Consider the following 16376-nt stretch of genomic DNA (forward strand, 5'->3'; position numbering starts at 1 on the left):
ATCACGCGAGTCTAGATCGGATTGCCGAGCACGGCCGAAGAGCATGGTGCGCACGGCGCACCCTACGGACAGGCCGCACCAACTTGCGGTCATGTAGGGTGCGCCGCGCGCACCAATGGGGCTACGCCCACCGCTTCGCCAGCAGGATCAGCGCGATCCCGGCCCCGATGCGATGGCAGGGTGTAAGCACTGAGGGCGGCGCACCTTGCGGTCGTGTAGGGTGCGCCGTGCGCACCAACGGGCTACGCCCGCCGCTTGGCCAGCAGAATCAGCGCGATCCCGCCCAGCACCGCCACCGAGGCGATGGCCAGGCGCAGGCTCAGGGCTTCTCCGAGCAGCAGGGCGCCGAGCAGGGCGGTGATGATCGGTACGCTGAGCTGCACGCTGGCGGCCTGGATGGCCTTGAGGTGGGGCAGGGCGGCGTACCAGATGGCATAGCCGATGCCCGAGGCCAGTGCGCCGGAGAGCACGGCGTAGAAGGCGCCCATGGTGTCCCATTCCAGACTGCCGGCGAACAGTGCGGCCAGCGGCAACAGGGCAACCAGGCTGCGCAGGAAGTTGCCGGCGGTGGCGGCCAGCGGGTCGGCGTTGCCGCGCCCGAGCAGCGAGTAGAAGGCCCACGCCACGCCGGCCAGCACCATCAGTCCGGCGGCCTGCGGCGCCGGTGCGCTGGCGCCGGGCAGCAGCAGGTACACCAGCCCGCCAAGGGCGGCGAGCAGGCCGAACAGCTGCAGCGGCCGCAGCCGCTCGCCCCGGAGCCAGCCGTAGCCGAGCATGCTGGCCTGCACCGCGCCGAAGAGGATCAGCGCGCCGCTGCCGGCGTCCAGTTCGACATAGGCGAAGGAGAAGCCGGCGGCATAGGCGAACAGCGCCAGCGCCGAGCGCCAGTCGCCGCGCAGCGGCCCCTTGCGGCGCAGCGCGACCAGCAGGGCCAGTACCAGGGCGCCGGCGATCAGGCGGATGGCGGTGAAGCTGGCCGGGTCCAGATCGCTGTCGCGCAGGGCGATGCGGCACAGCAGCGAATTGCCGGCGAAGGCGAGCATGGCCAGCGCGGTGAGCAGGGCGACGCGCATCGGCTTCATCGGCGCAGGTAGGCGCTGAAGTCGATGTCGCCGGCCGAGAGAATGGCCTGCACCCGGTTGTGCACGTTGAGCTTGCGCAGGATCGCCGAGACATGGGCCTTGACCGTGGTCTCGGCGATGTCGAGGTTGTAGGCGATCTGCTTGTTCGATTCGCCCTTGGTCATGCGCTCCAGCACCAGCAGCTGCTTGCGGGTCAGCGCCTGCAGCAGCTCCGGCGGGATGGTCGGTTCCTCGTGGCTGCGCCGGGTCGGGTTCTTCTGCGTGCGGATGATGTCGGAGGGCAGGTAGACGTTGCCGTTGAGGATCTGCTCGATGGCGTCGGTCATCTGCGCCCGCGGGCTGGACTTGGTGATGAAGCCGACCGCGCCGTAGGTGATGGCCTGCAGCACGATCTGCTTGTCCTGCTCGGCGGAGACGATCACCACCGGCACCGTCGGCGCCTCGTTGCGCAGGTTGATCAGGCCGTTGAGGCCATGCATGCCGGGCATGTTCAGGTCGAGCAGGATCAGGTCCAGATCGTCGTTGCTCTGGGTCAGTTCCAGGGTGGTGTCGAGGTCGGCGGTCTCCATCACGGCGCTGCCGGGGAAACCGTCGGAGATGACGTTGTGGATGGCCTCGCGGAACAGCGGGTGATCATCGGCGATGAGTATCTTGTACACAGTCATTCACCTCGTTTTTTCTTGTCGTTATGTCGGGCACGCAATATCGCTCTAGGGTAACGCCACCGGTTCCGCCGGCTCCAGCGGCAGCCCGGCCTGTTGCCAGCCGTCGATTCCTTCGCGGTACCAGTACAGCCGGGTATAGCCCAGCGCCCGGGCGCGGCGGGTGGCGTTCCAGCTCAGCCAGCAGTCCGAGCGGCAGTAGAACACCAGCGGCCAGTCCTGGCGGCCGCGGCTGGCGCGTTGCAGCTGCGCCGTGAAGTAGGCGCTCCATGGCGCGACCAGCGTGCCGTCGCCGGTGTTGGCCAGCCACAGGCTGCCGGGCAGGTTGTGGTGGGCCTCGTCGGCGACGAAGCGGCCGAACAGGTGCTGGCGGCGGTACACGTCGATCAGCGCCGGCCGCGGCCGGGTCTCCAGCAGCGCCTGCAGCTCGGCGGTATCCACCGTCTGGGCTCCCTCGACGCTCGCCGGCGTCGGGCTGCGGTAGAGCCGCTGGCGATAACCGTCGGGGCCGAAGAGCGGCAGGTTGTCCTCGGCGAACACGGCGGTGGTGAACAGCATCGGCAGCAGGCAGCACAGCGGGAGCAGGCGAAGCATCGTCGTCCTCATTACAGGCAAGTGCGCGGCCTTTGGGAATCCTACGAAGGTGGCGAAAGGCACTACCAAAGTACTGGTTTCGCCCAGGCGGCGCGGAGGGGAATCGGGGCGGGAGACGCCGCTAGCGGCCCATCGGGGCGGCGGCCTGCAGCCGCTCGACCGGGTGCGGATCGGCCGTCACGGTATGCGCCTGGGTGGCGACGAAGGCGGCGCTGGCGATGCCCAGCAGGTAGACCAGGGCGTGGAGGGCGAGCGGGTGCATGGCGGTGTCCTCTGGGGGCTCGGGGCAGCATAGGCAGGGGCCGTGGGCGGGGAAATATGCAGAAAGTAGGGGGCGGCCGATACCAAGGTAGGAGTACCGCGCGCCGCCGCAATGCCTAGCATGGAGCCACAACGAGAATCGGAGAGATCCGCCATGCGCACTGCCAAGCATCTGCTGTTCCTCGGGTTGCTGGTGATCAGCCTCGCCGGCGTCGACAAGGTCACGGCGACGCCGGAGCATCACGCGCCCCGGGACCTGCGCCCGGTACGCTGAGATGGCCGCCGCCGTACTGGCGATTCCGCTGGGCGCCCTGGCCGCGCTGGGTGCAGGCACCCTGCTGCCGGAGCTGGTGAACGGCGGCGTGGCGCCAGGGCTGCTCGGGCTGTTCGCCCCGGTCCTGCTGCTGGTCGGGCTGGTCGTGCGCGAGGCCGCGCGTGGCGAGGCCGATGACCGGAGGTGCGGCACGGCCGGCGAGGGGCACGCGGCGCTGGCGCGGGCCAAGGCGGAGAACCTGCTGCTGCGCCGGGCGCTGCTGCAGGTCGAGGAACGCGAGCGCAATCGTCTCGGACGTGCCCTGCACGACGACCTCGGCCAATACGTGGCCGGCATCCGCGCCCGGGCCGGGCTGTTCGCCCTGCTGGCGGACGATCCGCCCGCCGTGCGCCGCTCCGCGCAGCAGCTGGAACAGCACTGCCGCGCCCTGCAGGACGGCTTCCACGGCCTGGTGCGCGACCTGTACCCGGCGACGCTCGAGCGCCAGCCGCTGGAGCGCGCCGTGCGCGAGCTGGCCGGGCGCTGGCAGACCGAGGAGGGCCTGCATTGCCGGGTAGGCTTCGACACGCGTCTGCCGGAGCCGGGGCGTGAATGCAAGCTGCAGCTCTATCGCCTGCTGCAGGAGGCCCTGACCAACGTCGCTCGCCACTCCGGTGCGCAAGGCGCTCGGCTGCGCCTGCGTCGTCGCGGCCAGCGCCTGTGCCTGGCCCTGCGCGACGACGGTCATGGCCAGCCGCCGGCGCGCCGCGGCGTCGGCCTGCTGTCGATGAGCGAGCGGGCCCGCGAGCTGGGTGGTGAGCTGCTCTACCGCGGCCGTCCGGGGCGTGGCTGGTCGCTGTATCTGAGCATCCCGCTGGAGGAGGTGGGCCGATGAAGATCCTGCTGGTGGACGATCATCCCGTGGTGCGCCAGGGCTATGCCGCGCTGCTCGGCGCGCTGCTGCCGGAGGTGCAGGTGAGCGAGGCGGCCAGCGGCGAGGAGGCGCTGGCCCAGGTGCACGTGCAGATCCCCAACCTGGTGCTGCTGGACGTCGGCCTGCCCGGCATCAGCGGACTGGAGACCTGCCGCCGCCTGGGCCAGCGTCTGCCGCAGCTGCCGGTGCTGTTCTTCAGCATGCACGAGGAACTGTCGCTGGTGCGCCAGGCACTGGACGCCGGTGCCGCCGGCTACCTGAGCAAACGTTGCGCGCCGGACGTGCTGGTGGAGGCGGTACGCCGGGTGCTGGCCGGCTATCCCTACATCGAGCAGGCGCTGGCCACCCAGCTGGCCTGGCACAAGGGCGAGGAGCAGGCCGGCGCGCCGCGCCTGGCCGGCATGACGCCGCGCGAGATGGAGATCTTCCTGATGCTCGCCCGCGGCCTGCCCACCCGGCAGATCGCCGAGCGCCTGTGCATCAGCGGCAAGACCGTGTCGAACCACCTGACCCTGCTGAAGAACAAGCTCGGCGTCGACTCGCTGGCCGCGCTGGTGCACCTGGCCATCGATGCCGGCGTGCTGCGCGTCGGCGAGCGCGAACCGGCCTGAGTCCGAGCCTTACCGGTCGCGGCAGTCCGCCTCGATGGCCCGCTGCAGGTCGGCCGCGCTGCGACCCTGCATGACCTGCCGGTAGGCGTCGTGGCCAATAAACAGGATGCCCACGACCAGCAGCGGCGCCGCCAGCATGAGATACCCGCGTACCTTGGTCAGCGGGCCGCGTCGGGCCTGCGTGGCACGCAGGCGCACGGCGTCCAGCGGCGGAAAGTAACCCTGGCGCAGGATCTTCAGCGCATAGGGAATCTGCGCCAGGGTGAAGGCCAGTATCAGCAGCGGCATGCCGAGCGTCGCTACCAGCAGTGCCAGGTAGGCCCGGGGAATGCCGAAAAGCTGCGGCGCACAGACCTCGGTACCGCCGAAGCGAAGCCACAGGGCCAGGGCGAGGAAGGGGAGCACGAGCACGGCCCAGGGCAACATGCGCAGCAGGGCCCGGCGTGGCTGGGCGGGAATCATCTGGATGTCGGTCATGCGGTCCGCCCCGGAGAAAGTGGCCGCTGACCCTAGCGCGAGCGTCGGCGGCCGTCCAGGTCTCACCAGCCCTGCGGGCAGTGGCTGCAGCCTTGCATGTTGGCGTCCTGGAAGTTGCCGAAGCGGACGCGGGTGCCGCTGAGGTTGGCGTTCTCCAGGTTGGAGCCGCTCAGCTTGACCTCCTGCAGGTTGGCGTCGCTGAGGTCGGCGCCCCTGAGGTCGGCCTTGCTCAGCCAGGTCATCTCCAGGTCGGCGGCGACCAGCCTGACGTCGTGCATCCGGGCGCCGGACAGGCGGGCGAATTCCAGGTAGGCGGCGGACAGGTCGGCGCCCTGGAACTGCGCGGCCTGGCCGAACAGCCCCCAGCCCTGCACGGCCACCAGCTTGGCATGGCTGAAGTCGGCCAGGCGCAGGTTGCTCTGCTGCAGGCTGGCGCGGGTCAGGTTGGCCCGCTGCAGCGTGGCCTTCTCGAGGTTGGCCAGGTCCAGCGTGGCGTGGCGCAGGTCGGCACCGGACAGATCGGCGCCGGACAGGTCCATGCGGCGCATGTCCTGGTTGCTCAGGTCGGCGCCCCTGAGGTCGGCGCCGGGGCAGTGGCTGCCTGGCTCGATGCGGCAGCCGTTGATCGTCAGGGCCTCGTCGTCGGCGAGGGCATAGCTGCCGGCGACCAGCAGGGCGGCCGGCAGTAACAGCAGAAGGTGATTCATGGCCAGGCTCCATGGGTGCGCCAGGCGCACCGGTGTCGGCGCGGAAAGGGGAGGCCGGTGCGCGAGGCACCGGCCGGGGTATGGAGTGCCGGTGCGCGCACCGGCTGCCGGCTCAGCGGCTGGCGGTCTGCTTGTCCCAGCTCGGCAGCTTGAACACCCAGAACGAGCCGCCCTGGGCCACCGGCTTGGTCAGGTCGGCCATGTCGCCACCCCACAGCGGTACGGCGCCGCCGTAGCCGGTGGTCACACCGATGTACTGCTCGCCGTCCTGCTCCCAGGTAACCGGCGGGGAGACGATGCCGGTGCCGACCTGGAACTTCCACAGCTCCTTGCCGTTCCTGGCGTCGAAGGCCTTGAAGAAGCCGTCGCCGGTGCCGGTGAACACCAGGTTGCCCTTGGTCGCCAGCACGCCGGCCCACAGTGGCAAACGCTCCTTGTGCTCCCAGACGACCTTGCCGGTGGTCGGATTCATCGCACGCAGGATGCCGACGTGGTCGTCATACAGGCGCTTGATGCGGAAGCCCATGCCCAGGTAGGCGGAGCCCTTCTTGTAGTGCGCCTCCTCGGCCCAGTAGTCCTCCTTCCAGTGGTTGGCGGGGACGTAGAACAGGCCGGTGTCCTGGCTGTAGGCCATGGGGTTCCAGTTCTTGCCGCCGAGGAAGGGCGGCGAGACTTCCACCGCCTTGCCGCGGGTCTGGCCCGGCTCCGGCTTGGGTGGGCGCTGGCCCTCGTTCTCCACCGGGCGGCCGGTCTTCAGGTCGATGTGGCTGGCCCAGGTGATCTTGTCGACGAAGGGGAAGGCGTTCTGCAGCTTGCCGTTGTTGCGATCGACCACGTAGAAGAAGCCGTTGCGGTCGGCATGGGCGGTGGCCTTGACGACCTTGCCGTCCTTGTCCTTGTAGTCGAACAGCACCAGCTCGTTGTTGCCGGAGAAGTCCCAGGCATCGTTCGGGGTGTGCTGGTAGAACCACTTCACCTCGCCGGTGCTCGGGTCGACGCCGACCTGGCCGGAGGTGTACAGGCTGTCGTAGTCCTTCGGGTCGCCGCCGTCGGCGGTGCGCGCCCAGCCGTTCCACGGCGCCGGGTTGCCCGCGCCGACGATGATGGTGTTGGTCTCGGCATCGAAGCTCGCGCTCTGCCACGGTGCGCCGCCGCCCTGGCTCCATGCCTCCTTCTTGCCGGTTGGCGAGTTGGGGTCGTCCGGCCAGGAGGGTGCCTTGACGTCGCCGGTCGGAGTGCTCTCCTTGCCGTTCAGGCGGCCCATGTGGCCCTCCACGAACGGCCGCATCCAGATCTCCTCGCCGCTGTCCGGGTCGCGGGCGAACAGCTTGCCGACCACGCCGAACTCGTCGCCGGAGCTGCCGTGGATCAGCATCACCTTGCCGGTCTTGCCGTCCTTCACCAGGGTCGGCGCGCCGGTCATGGTGTAGCCGGCGGAGTGGTCGGCGAACTTCTTCTTCCAGACGACCTTGCCGGTGTCCTTGTTCAGCGCCACCACGGAGGCGTCGAGGGTGCCGAAGAAGATCTTGTCGCCGTAGATGGCGGCGCCACGGTTGACCACGTCGCAGCACGGGCGGATGTCGTCCGGCAGGCGATGGTTGTAGGTCCACAGGCGCTTGCCGGTCTTGGCATCGAGGGCGAACACGCGCGAGTAGGAACCGGTGACGTAGATCACCCCGTCGCGGACGATGGCCTGGGACTCCTGGCCGCGCTGCTTCTCGTCGCCGAAGGAGAAAGACCAGGCCGGGGTCAGCTTGAACACGTTCTGGTCGTTGACCAGGGCCAGCGGGCTCCAGCGCTGGGCATTGGTGCCCAGGCCGTACTGCAGCACGTCCGCGGTGGTGGTGTGGTCGTTGGCGATGTCGTCCCAGGTCACTGACTTGGCGAAGACGCTGCCGGACGACACCAGGGCGAGGCCGAGAATCAGGCTGTGCACGCTGCGCGCCAGCGGGGTGGCAGTGCTGGGGAGTGTTGTTCTTGTCATGTTTGCGGTTCCCATAGGTTTGATGGACACGAGGTCTTCCGGGGGTGGCACCGACCGGCGACCCGGTGCGATCGATAGTGGGAGCGGGAAGGCCGCGCGCGACACGGAAAAACTCCCGGCGGGGTCGGGAAAAATTCCCAGTCCGGGCATGACTTGGCACTGCTGCCAACGGCTGCCGTCTGGCGTACCGCAGGGCTAGTACCAAGGGCGTAGGCGGCGGCCACCAAAGCAGCATTCTGGCGCCGCCGGGGCCTGCCTAGGATGCGGTCGACGCGCTGACCACAAGCGCCTGCCTTGCCCCGCATCACGATGAGGACGACGTCATGAACAACAAGAACCTGCTTCGCGGCCTGCTCTTCGGCCTCGGCCTCGGTGCCTGCGCCTTCGCCCTGGCCCACGGCGACGTGGTGCCACAGAACGTCAACACCGAGGGGCTGAAGGCGCTCGGCGAAACCTGGCTGGACGAGAACCCCTACCGGGAGAACCCCAAGGCCATCGAGATCGGCGCCTCTGCCTACAACCAGAACTGCGCGGCCTGCCACGGCCTGGAGGCCAAGTCCGGCGGCATCGCCCCGGACCTGCGCTACCTGGAGCTGGGTCTGACCGGCGACGAGTGGTTCAAGGAGCGGGTGATCAACGGCGCCGTGCGCGACGGTCGCGTGTACATGCCGAAGATGGCCAACTTCCTCAGCCAGGAAGCGCTGTGGGCCATCCGTTCGTACCTGGAGAGCGTGCACGTCGAGCAGTGAGCCGGCGCACCGTGCGAGGAGCCGACGTCGTGTTCCGCCTGGTATGCCTGCTGTGCCTGCTGCTCGGCGCGCCCGCCTGGGCGGCCGAGATCGATCCGCAGGGATCGCCGATGTGGCAGTTCCACCGCCAGCGCCTGCTCGGCACCGACCCGGTGCGGTTCGACGCCCGGGTGGTGGTGCGCGCGCCGCCGTTCGCCGAGGACGCGCGCCAGGTGCCGATCGAGGTCGACGCCCGCGGCCTCGGCCGTCCGGTGCGGCGCATGCTGGCCTGGGCCGAGCTGAACCCGATCCCGCACATCTTCACCCTGCAGTTGCAGTCGCCGCGTTTGCAGCCGTTCCTGTCGGTGCGCATCCGCCTCGAGCAGGCGACGCTGATCCGCGCCGCGGTGCAGACCGAGGACGGCGTCTGGCGCGTCGGCTCCGCCCATGTCGAGGCGGCCGGCGGCGGCTGCACGGCGCCCAGCGTGGTGCGTGCGCAGCCCGGCTGGGAAGAGCGCCTGGGCCAGGTACTCGGCGGCCGCTACCCGCGCGGCGAGGTCGATCGTCTGCGCCTGTCGGTCGCGCACCCGATGGACAACGGCCTGGTCGGCGGCATCCCCGAGTTCTACCTGGAACGCGCCGAGCTGCACGATGCGGGCGGCGAACGCCTGGGGCGGCTGGAGCTGTTCCCGGCGGTGAGCGAGAACCCGACCCTGGGCTTCGAGCTGCGCGGCGGCGGCCGCACCGGGCTGCGGCTGCGCGACAACAACGGCAACGAATTCGCGGCCGAGCTGTGAACACCGGAGGTGCTGCATGAAACGCCATGTTCCGCTGTGGGCGCTGGTCCTGCTGCTCGGGCTGCTGGGTGGCGGCGCCGCGCAGGCGGCCTACGACTACCGGCTGCAGCCCCGGCAGATCGCCGCCGACACCTGGCTGCTGGAGGGCAGCACCGAGAACTTCGCCGAGGGCAACGGCGGCAACATCGTCAACTGCGCCTTCATCGTCACCGAGGCGGGTGTGCTTGTGATCGACAGCGGGCCGTCGCGGCGCTACGGCGAGGCGCTGCGCGCGGCCATCGGCGAAGTCACCGAGCAGCCGGTGGCGCGGCTCCTGCTCACCCACCATCACCCGGACCATGTGCTCGGCAACCAGGCGTTCACCGACGTGCCCATCGCCGCGCTGGCCGGCACCACCGAGCTGCTGCGCGAGCAGGGCGAGGCGATGACCGAGAACATGTACCGCCTGGTGGGCGACTGGATGCGCGGCACCGAGCTGGTGCTGCCGACCGAGACGCTGCAACCCGGCGTGTTCGAATTCGGTGGGCATCGCCTGCGCCTGCTGGCCCTGAGCGGCCATACCGGCGCCGACCTGGCGATCCTCGACGAGCGCACCGGCGTGCTGTTCGCCGGCGACCTGCTGTTCCACCAGCGCGCGCTGACCACGCCCAACAGCCCCGGCCTGGATGTCTGGCTGGCCGATCTGCAGACCCTCGAGGCGCTGCCGTGGAAACTGCTGGTGCCCGGCCACGGGCCGCTGGCCGCCGACGCTGCGCCCTTCGTGCAGATGCGCGACTACCTGGGCTGGCTCGACGCACTGCTGCGCGGCGCCGCCGTCCGCGGCGAGGACATGAACGAGGTGATCCGCGCACCGATTCCCGCGCGCTTCGCCGGGATCAGCCTGACCCGCTACGAGCTGATCCGCAGCGTCAGCCACCTCTATCCGCGCTACGAGGCACAGGCCCTGCGGCGCATCGACCAGTAGGCTGCGCCGCGTGCGCGCCCTGGTGGTTCGGACGAATCACCGCCCCCCGACCGATGCGCACGAAGCGCCACCCGGACGCCATGACGTAGGGTGCGCCGCGCGCACCAGGGGGCAGGGGATCAGGGCAGCCTCGGTCGGTGCGCACGGCGCACCCTAGGTCTCGCCGCACTTTCTACGACCAATGTGTGATGGCCGTTTCGTTTCATCGGTCGCTTAATGACCGTACAACCACAATAACGTCCGAGGTGCGCGATGTACCGACCTCTGCTGGCCGGCCTGTTCCAGGCGTTGGCCGTCTGTTGCCTGATCCTGGCCCTGCAGCGGGGCAATATCGGCCTGGCCGTGGCCATGCCGCTGCTGGTGCTGGTGGCCTGGCTGCCGTTGCTGCTGCGCGGCCGCCCGCTGCCCGTGGCGGCGGCCGCAGGCGACGATGAATCCCTGCTGCGCCTGAGCCGCGACCTGTCGCGCACCACCAGCGGCAATGCACTCTCCGCCGCCGAGGTCGCCTATTCGGTGAAGCAGCTGGCCCAGCGCCTGGCCTCGCAGCTGCAGGCGGCGGCCAGCATCGTCGGCAACGCGCAGGTGATGATCGCCACCGAGGAGCAGACCAGCCTGCTCAGCCAGCGTACCCTCGAAGCCGCGCAGGACGCCCGGCGCAGCAGCGACGAGGGGCTGGCGGTGCTGCACGAGAGCATCGCGCGCATGCACCGGCTCAGCGGCCGGGCCACGGCCAGCCGCGAGCTGATCGCCAGCCTGAGCCAGCGCAGCGAGGACATCCAGCGGGTCACCCAGGTGATTCAGGGCGTGGCCAGCCAGACCAATCTGCTGGCGCTCAACGCGGCCATCGAGGCGGCGCGTGCCGGCGAGGCCGGACGCGGCTTCGCGGTGGTCGCCGACGAGGTGCGCGGGCTGGCGGCGCGCACCGCCAGCGCCACCGAGGAAGTCGGCGAGATGGTCGCCGACATCCAGCGCCAGACCGCCGCGGTGGTCGAGCAGATCGGTCAGTTGGCCGATGAGCTGGGCGCGGGCGTCGGTGCGGTGGAGCAGGCCGGCGCCAGCCTGGCCGATATCGCCGGCCTGGCCCAGGCGGTGGAAGGGCAGGTGGGCGAGATCGCCCAGGGCGCCGAGGTCAACCGCGAACAACTCACCAGCCTGTTCGCGGCGATGGAGCAGATGCGCGGCGACCTGGCCGAGAGCGACGCCCACACCCAGCGCCTCGGCGGTGCGGCCGGGCGCCTGGAGGAGCAGGCCGAGCAGATCAGCGAGCGGCTCGCCGCGGTGGCGCTGGACGACTACCACCAGCGCATCTACGACCTCGCCCGCCAGGGCGCCGGGGCCATCGCCGCGCGCTTCGAGGCGGACATCGAGGCCGGCCGCCTCGCCCTCGACGATCTCTTCGACCGCCAATACCGGCCGGTGCCGGACAGCTACCCGGCGAAGTACAAGACCCGCTTCGACGACTACACCGACCGCGTCCTGCCGGAGATTCAGGAGCCGCTGCTGGAACAGCACGAGGGGCTGGTATTCGCCATCGCCTGCACGCCCGAGGGCTACGTGCCGACCCACAACCGTGCGTTCAGCGCCGCGCCCACCGGCGACCGTCAGGTGGACATGGCGCGCAGCCGCAGCAAGCGCCGCTTCGACGACCGCACCGGCATCCGTTGCGGCAGCCACCAGCAACCCCTGCTGCTGCAGACCTACACCCGCGACACCGGCGAGCTGATGCACGACCTCTCGGTGCCGATCCACGTCAAGGGCAGGCACTGGGGCGGGTTGCGCCTGGGCTATCGACCGGAGGTGGCGGCGTCTCGCTGAGGTGGGTCTAGGCTGGTGGGACGGTGGCGGAGCGCCGCTCCGCCGCGGCCGCCCGCGCCGGCTACTACCAAATGAGTAGCCCGGCTGTGCCATCGGCGCATACCCGCGCCGCAGAGCGGCTGCAAAGATCGATGCACGACCTGGCCCATCGTCGGGGGCAGGCACCACAAGAAGAGGCTCCGTCATGATCTATGCACAACCCGGAACACCTGGCTCCATCGTTTCCTTCAAGCCGCGCTACGGCAACTACATCAACGGCGAGTTCGTGGCGCCGACCAAGGGCGAGTACTTCGTCAACACCAGCCCGGTCACCGGCCAGGTCATCGCCGAATTTCCGCGCTCGGACGCCGCCGACATCGACAGGGCGCTGGACGCCGCCCATGCCGCCGCCGACGCCTGGGGCCGCACCTCGGTGCAGGAGCGCGCGCTGGTGCTGCTGAAGATCGCCGACCGCATCGAACAGAACCTGGAAGTGCTGGCCGTCACCGAGACCTGGGACAACGGCAAGGCCGTGCGCGAGACGCTGAACGCCGACGTGCCGCTGGCCGCCGACCACTTCCGCTACTTCGCCGGCTGCATCCGCGCCCAGGAAGGCAGCACCGCCGAGATCAACGACGGCACCGTGGCCTATCACTTCCACGAGCCGCTGGGCGTGGTCGGGCAGATCATCCCGTGGAACTTCCCGCTGCTGATGGCCGCCTGGAAGCTGGCCCCGGCGCTGGCCGCCGGCAACGCCATCGTGCTCAAGCCGGCCGAGCAGACGCCGCTGTCGATTACCGTGCTGATCGAGCTGATCGGCGACCTGCTGCCGCCGGGCGTGCTGAACATCGTCCAGGGCTTCGGTCGCGAGGCCGGCGAGGCGCTGGCCACCAGCAAGCGCATCGCCAAGATCGCCTTCACCGGCTCCACCCCGGTGGGCTCGCACATCATGAAGTGCGCCGCCGAGAACATCATCCCGAGCACCGTGGAGCTGGGCGGCAAGAGCCCGAACATCTTCTTCGAGGACATCATGCGTGCCGAGCCGGCCTTCATCGAGAAGGCCGCCGAGGGCCTGGTGCTGGGCTTCTTCAACCAGGGCGAGGTGTGTACCTGCCCGTCCCGCGCCGTGGTGCAGGAAAGCATCTACGACGCGTTCATGGTCGAGGTGCTGAAGAAGATCCAGCAGATCAAGCGCGGCAACCCGCTGGACACCGACGTGATGGTCGGCGCCCAGGCCTCGCAGCAGCAGTACGACAAGATCCTCAGCTACCTGGAGATCGCCCAGCAGGAAGGCGCCCAGGTGCTCACCGGCGGTTCCTCGGAGCGCCTCGCCGGCGACCTGGCCAACGGCTATTACATCCAGCCGACCCTGCTCAAGGGCCACAACAAGATGCGCGTGTTCCAGGAGGAGATCTTCGGTCCGGTGATCGGCGTGACCACCTTCAAGGACGAGGCCGAGGCGCTGGCCATCGCCAACGACACCGAGTTCGGCCTGGGCGCCGGCGTGTGGAGCCGCGACATGAACGTCGCCTACCGCATGGGCCGCGGCATCAAGGCCGGTCGTGTGTGGACCAACTGCTACCACCTGTACCCGGCGCACGCCGCGTTCGGCGGCTACAAGAAATCCGGCGTCGGCCGCGAGACCCACAAGATGATGCTCGACCACTATCAGCAGACCAAGAACCTGCTGGTGAGCTACGACATCAACCCGCTGGGCTTCTTCTGAGCCTTCGTGCCCGCTTCGCAGCGGGCGCACGCTTTCATCGCGCGCAGGGAGGCGCTTGCGTCGTCCGGCCCGACTGAGCGCGGGCCTTCCCCCGAGGGCCCGTAGCCGGCCGGCGCATTGATGTCCCACGCGGCCCGTCGGCCGCGTCTTTTTTCCGCTTCGGGCGTCCTGCCCGATGTCTCTCGAACCTCCATTTTTCTTCCGCCGCAACGACGCTTGCCGTCGCCGCGTCGCGCCGGTGCGACAAACGTCCGTGTGAACGCTACAGCTGTCGCGCCGCAGTGCGCCTCCCAGGTCTCCCTCCGATAACCGCGCACCCGTTGCGCCGCGCGGCTTGCAGCCCCTTGTGCGGGCGCTGGCACAGGCGTTGCTCAAGCACTGCCAAGCCCCGGCGCGAGAGGTCGGGGCAACAACAAGAATCGGAGAAACTCCATGATATCGATTGGCCTCGCTGCGCCTTCCGCCTGCCCGTCGCCCGACCGGCAAACCGCCCCGCGTCTACCCCGTTCCGCCCTGTTCGCCGCCGTGCTGCTGGCCGGCTTCGGCCACCTCGCCCAGGCCGCCGAGATGCCCGCCGACGTCGACGGCAAGCGCATCGTCGCCGCCGACCAGGAGCCGGGCAACTGGATGAGCCACGGCCGTACCTACGACGAGCAGCGCTACAGCCCGCTGGATGAGATCAACCAGCAGAACGTCGGCAAGCTCGGCCTGGCCTGGAGCTACAAGCTCGACCTGGACCGCGGCGTGGAGGCCACGCCGATCGTGGTCGACGGCGTGATGTACACCACCGGGCCGTTCTCGGTGGTCTATGCGCTGGACGCGCGCAACGGCGAGCTGCTGTGGAAGTACGACCCGCAGTCGAACCGCGCGCGCGCCGGCGAGGCCTGTTGCGACGCGGTCAACCGCGGCGTGGCGGTATGGAAGGGCAAGGTCTACGTCGGCGTGCTCGACGGCCGCCTGGAGGCTATCGACGCCAAGACCGGCAAGCGCGTCTGGTCGGTGGACACCCGCGCCGACCACACGCGCAGCTACACCATCACCGGCGCGCCGCGGGTGGTGAACGGCAAGGTGATCATCGGCAACGGCGGCGCCGAGTTCGGCGTGCGCGGCTACGTCACCGCCTACGACGCCGAGAGCGGCAAGCAGGCCTGGCGCTTCTACACCGTGCCCGGCGACCCCAAGCTGCCGCCGGAGAACAAGGCCATGGAGATCGCCGCCAAGACTTGGCACGGCGATGCCTTCGTCGAGCAGGGCGGTGGCGGTACCGCGTGGGACTCCTTCGCCTTCGACCCGGAGCTGAACCTGCTGTACATCGGCGTGGGCAACGGCTCGCTGTGGGACCCGAAGTGGCGCAGCCAGGCCAAGGGCGACAACCTGTTCCTGTCGTCCATCGTCGCGGTGAATGCCGACACCGGCGAGTACGCCTGGCACTACCAGACCACCCCCGGCGACGCCTGGGACTTCACCGCCACCCAGCACATGATCCTCGCCGAGCTGGAGATCGAGGGTAAGCAACGCAAGGTGCTGATGCAGGCGCCGAAGAACGGCTTCTTCTACGTCATCGACCGCGCCACCGGCGAGCTGCTGTCGGCCGAGAACATCGTGCCGGTGAACTGGGCCAAGGGCATCGACATGAAGACCGGCCGGCCCATCGTCGACGACGAGGCCGCCGCCTATTGGAAGGACGGCAAGCGCAAGCTGGTGACGCCGGCGTTCTGGGGCTCGCACGACTGGCACCCGATGTCGTTCAACCCCAAGACCGGCCTGGTGTACATCCCCGCGCACATCATGTCGGCCTACTACGAGCACGTCCCCGAGGCGCCCACCCGCAACCCGTTCAAGAGCATGTACCAGCTCGGCCTGCGCACCGGCATGATGCCGGAGGGCGCCGACGGCCTGCTGGAGATGGCCAAGACCTGGTCCGGCAAGCTGATCGCCTGGGACCCGGTGAAGCAGAAGGCGGCCTGGGAAGTGCCCTACGTGACCATCTTCAACGGCGGCACCCTGAGCACCGCCGGCAACCTGGTGTTCGAGGGCAGCGCCGACGGCCGGGTGATCGCCTACGCCGCCGAGGACGGCAGGAAACTCTGGGAACAGCCGGCCGCCAGCGGCGTGATGGCCGCGCCGATCACCTACTCGGTGGACGGCGAGCAATACGTGACCTTCATGGCCGGCTGGGGCGGCGCCTTCTCCACCTTCGCCGGCGCCCTGTCGCTGCGCGCCGGCGTGCAGCCGTTCGCCCAGGTGCTCACCTACAAGCTCGGCGGCACCGCCAAGCTGCGCGAGCCGGCGCCGCCGGCCGATGCGCCGAAGCCGCCGCCGCTGACCGCCGACGCGGCCACCGTGGAAGCCGGCGCCAAGCTCTACGACGGCCACTGCTCGCAGTGCCACGGCATCCACGCGGTGAGCGGCGGCGTGCTGCCGGACCTGCGCAAGATGGCGCCGGAGCAGCACCAGATGTTCCTCGGCATCCTCTACGGCGGTCGCGTGCCGGACGGCATGCCGGCCTTCTCGGAGGTGTTCGACGCCAATCAGGTGAACCAGATCCATCAGTACCTGATCAAGCGCGCCCACGACCTGCAGCAGGAAGGCGACGCCTGGAAGAAGTTCAGCGCCAAGTGACCCACGCGGGGGCGCGCCGGTTTGGCGCGCGCCCGGCCGCCCCCTCCGCACAGCGAGAGCGAACATGAGCGACATCACCACCTACCAGAACTACATCGACAACACCTTCGTCGGCAGCGACAGCCTGATCGAGGTGCGCAACCCGGCCAACGCCGAGCTGCTGGCGCGCATTCCCGAGTC

General features: G+C 69.5%; 15 protein-coding genes. 8 read left to right on the forward strand and 7 right to left on the reverse strand.

Going from position 1 to position 16376, the window contains the following annotated elements:
- Window positions 1-242: 242 nt before the first annotated feature.
- From NF616_RS17010 to NF616_RS17025, 4 genes are all read right to left on the reverse strand, one after another.
- Entirely contained in the window at window positions 243-1082 is an 840-nt protein-coding gene (locus tag NF616_RS17010; RefSeq protein WP_252274503.1) for a DMT family transporter, read from the reverse strand.
- The gene (locus NF616_RS17015; RefSeq protein ID WP_252274542.1) at window positions 1079-1741 is read right to left on the reverse strand and encodes a response regulator; all 663 of its coding nucleotides are present in this window, start codon (window positions 1739-1741) and stop codon (window positions 1079-1081) included. Before NF616_RS17015 ends, NF616_RS17010 begins: the two co-directional genes overlap by 4 nt.
- 51 nt (window positions 1742-1792) lie before the next feature.
- Window positions 1793-2338: a PQQ-dependent catabolism-associated CXXCW motif protein gene (locus NF616_RS17020; protein ID WP_434091898.1), complete on the reverse strand. Its 546-nt coding sequence runs from the start codon at window positions 2336-2338 to the stop codon at window positions 1793-1795.
- Between the two features lie 121 nt (window positions 2339-2459).
- Window positions 2460-2600 carry a hypothetical protein gene (locus NF616_RS17025; RefSeq protein WP_252274505.1) on the reverse strand — a complete coding sequence of 47 codons (141 nt, stop codon included), beginning with the start codon at window positions 2598-2600 and terminating at the stop codon, window positions 2460-2462.
- Window positions 2601-2874: 274 nt separating this feature from the next.
- Between NF616_RS17025 and NF616_RS17030 the strand changes: the two genes are divergently transcribed.
- Both NF616_RS17030 and NF616_RS17035 read left to right on the forward strand, forming a co-directional pair.
- Window positions 2875-3747, forward strand: coding sequence for a sensor histidine kinase (locus NF616_RS17030; RefSeq protein WP_252274507.1), 873 nt, complete (start codon window positions 2875-2877; stop codon window positions 3745-3747).
- Window positions 3744-4397 carry a response regulator transcription factor gene (locus tag NF616_RS17035; RefSeq protein ID WP_252274509.1) on the forward strand — a complete coding sequence of 218 codons (654 nt, stop codon included), beginning with the start codon at window positions 3744-3746 and terminating at the stop codon, window positions 4395-4397. The genes NF616_RS17030 and NF616_RS17035 overlap by 4 nt, the downstream gene beginning before the upstream one ends.
- 9 nt (window positions 4398-4406) lie before the next feature.
- Here the strand turns inward: NF616_RS17035 and NF616_RS17040 are convergent, their stop codons facing one another.
- The 3 genes from NF616_RS17040 to exaA form a co-directional block, all read right to left on the reverse strand.
- Complete coding sequence (locus NF616_RS17040) at window positions 4407-4874, reverse strand: hypothetical protein (RefSeq protein ID WP_252274510.1); 468 nt, start codon at window positions 4872-4874, stop codon at window positions 4407-4409.
- 62 nt (window positions 4875-4936) lie between these two features.
- Window positions 4937-5581: a pentapeptide repeat-containing protein gene (locus NF616_RS17045; RefSeq protein ID WP_252274512.1), complete on the reverse strand. Its 645-nt coding sequence runs from the start codon at window positions 5579-5581 to the stop codon at window positions 4937-4939.
- Between the two features lie 112 nt (window positions 5582-5693).
- Window positions 5694-7565: a quinoprotein ethanol dehydrogenase gene (gene exaA, locus NF616_RS17050; protein WP_252274514.1), complete on the reverse strand. Its 1872-nt coding sequence runs from the start codon at window positions 7563-7565 to the stop codon at window positions 5694-5696.
- A gap of 323 nt (window positions 7566-7888) precedes the next feature.
- On the opposite strand from exaA, the gene pedF reads away from it, so the two are divergent.
- The 6 genes from pedF (at window position 7889) to NF616_RS17080 (ending at window position 16196) form a co-directional block, all read left to right on the forward strand.
- Window positions 7889-8314 carry a cytochrome c-550 PedF gene (gene pedF, locus NF616_RS17055; RefSeq protein WP_252274515.1) on the forward strand — a complete coding sequence of 142 codons (426 nt, stop codon included), beginning with the start codon at window positions 7889-7891 and terminating at the stop codon, window positions 8312-8314.
- A gap of 29 nt (window positions 8315-8343) precedes the next feature.
- Window positions 8344-9090 carry a quinoprotein dehydrogenase-associated SoxYZ-like carrier gene (locus NF616_RS17060; protein ID WP_434091899.1) on the forward strand — a complete coding sequence of 249 codons (747 nt, stop codon included), beginning with the start codon at window positions 8344-8346 and terminating at the stop codon, window positions 9088-9090.
- Between the two features lie 16 nt (window positions 9091-9106).
- Window positions 9107-10054: a quinoprotein relay system zinc metallohydrolase 1 gene (locus tag NF616_RS17065; protein ID WP_252274517.1), complete on the forward strand. Its 948-nt coding sequence runs from the start codon at window positions 9107-9109 to the stop codon at window positions 10052-10054.
- Between the two features lie 585 nt (window positions 10055-10639).
- Entirely contained in the window at window positions 10640-11869 is a 1230-nt protein-coding gene (locus NF616_RS17070; protein WP_434091904.1) for a methyl-accepting chemotaxis protein, read from the forward strand.
- 184 nt (window positions 11870-12053) lie between these two features.
- On the forward strand, window positions 12054-13574 hold the full coding sequence (gene exaC / locus NF616_RS17075; protein ID WP_252274520.1) for an acetaldehyde dehydrogenase ExaC: 1521 nt from the start codon (window positions 12054-12056) through the stop codon (window positions 13572-13574).
- Window positions 13575-14006: 432 nt separating this feature from the next.
- Window positions 14007-16196 carry a PQQ-dependent dehydrogenase, methanol/ethanol family gene (locus NF616_RS17080; RefSeq protein ID WP_252274522.1) on the forward strand — a complete coding sequence of 730 codons (2190 nt, stop codon included), beginning with the start codon at window positions 14007-14009 and terminating at the stop codon, window positions 16194-16196.
- Window positions 16197-16376 lie beyond the last annotated feature (180 nt).

The organism is Pseudomonas subflava, assembly GCF_023823685.1.
In the GTDB taxonomy this organism is placed as follows: domain Bacteria; phylum Pseudomonadota; class Gammaproteobacteria; order Pseudomonadales; family Pseudomonadaceae; genus Aquipseudomonas; species Aquipseudomonas subflava.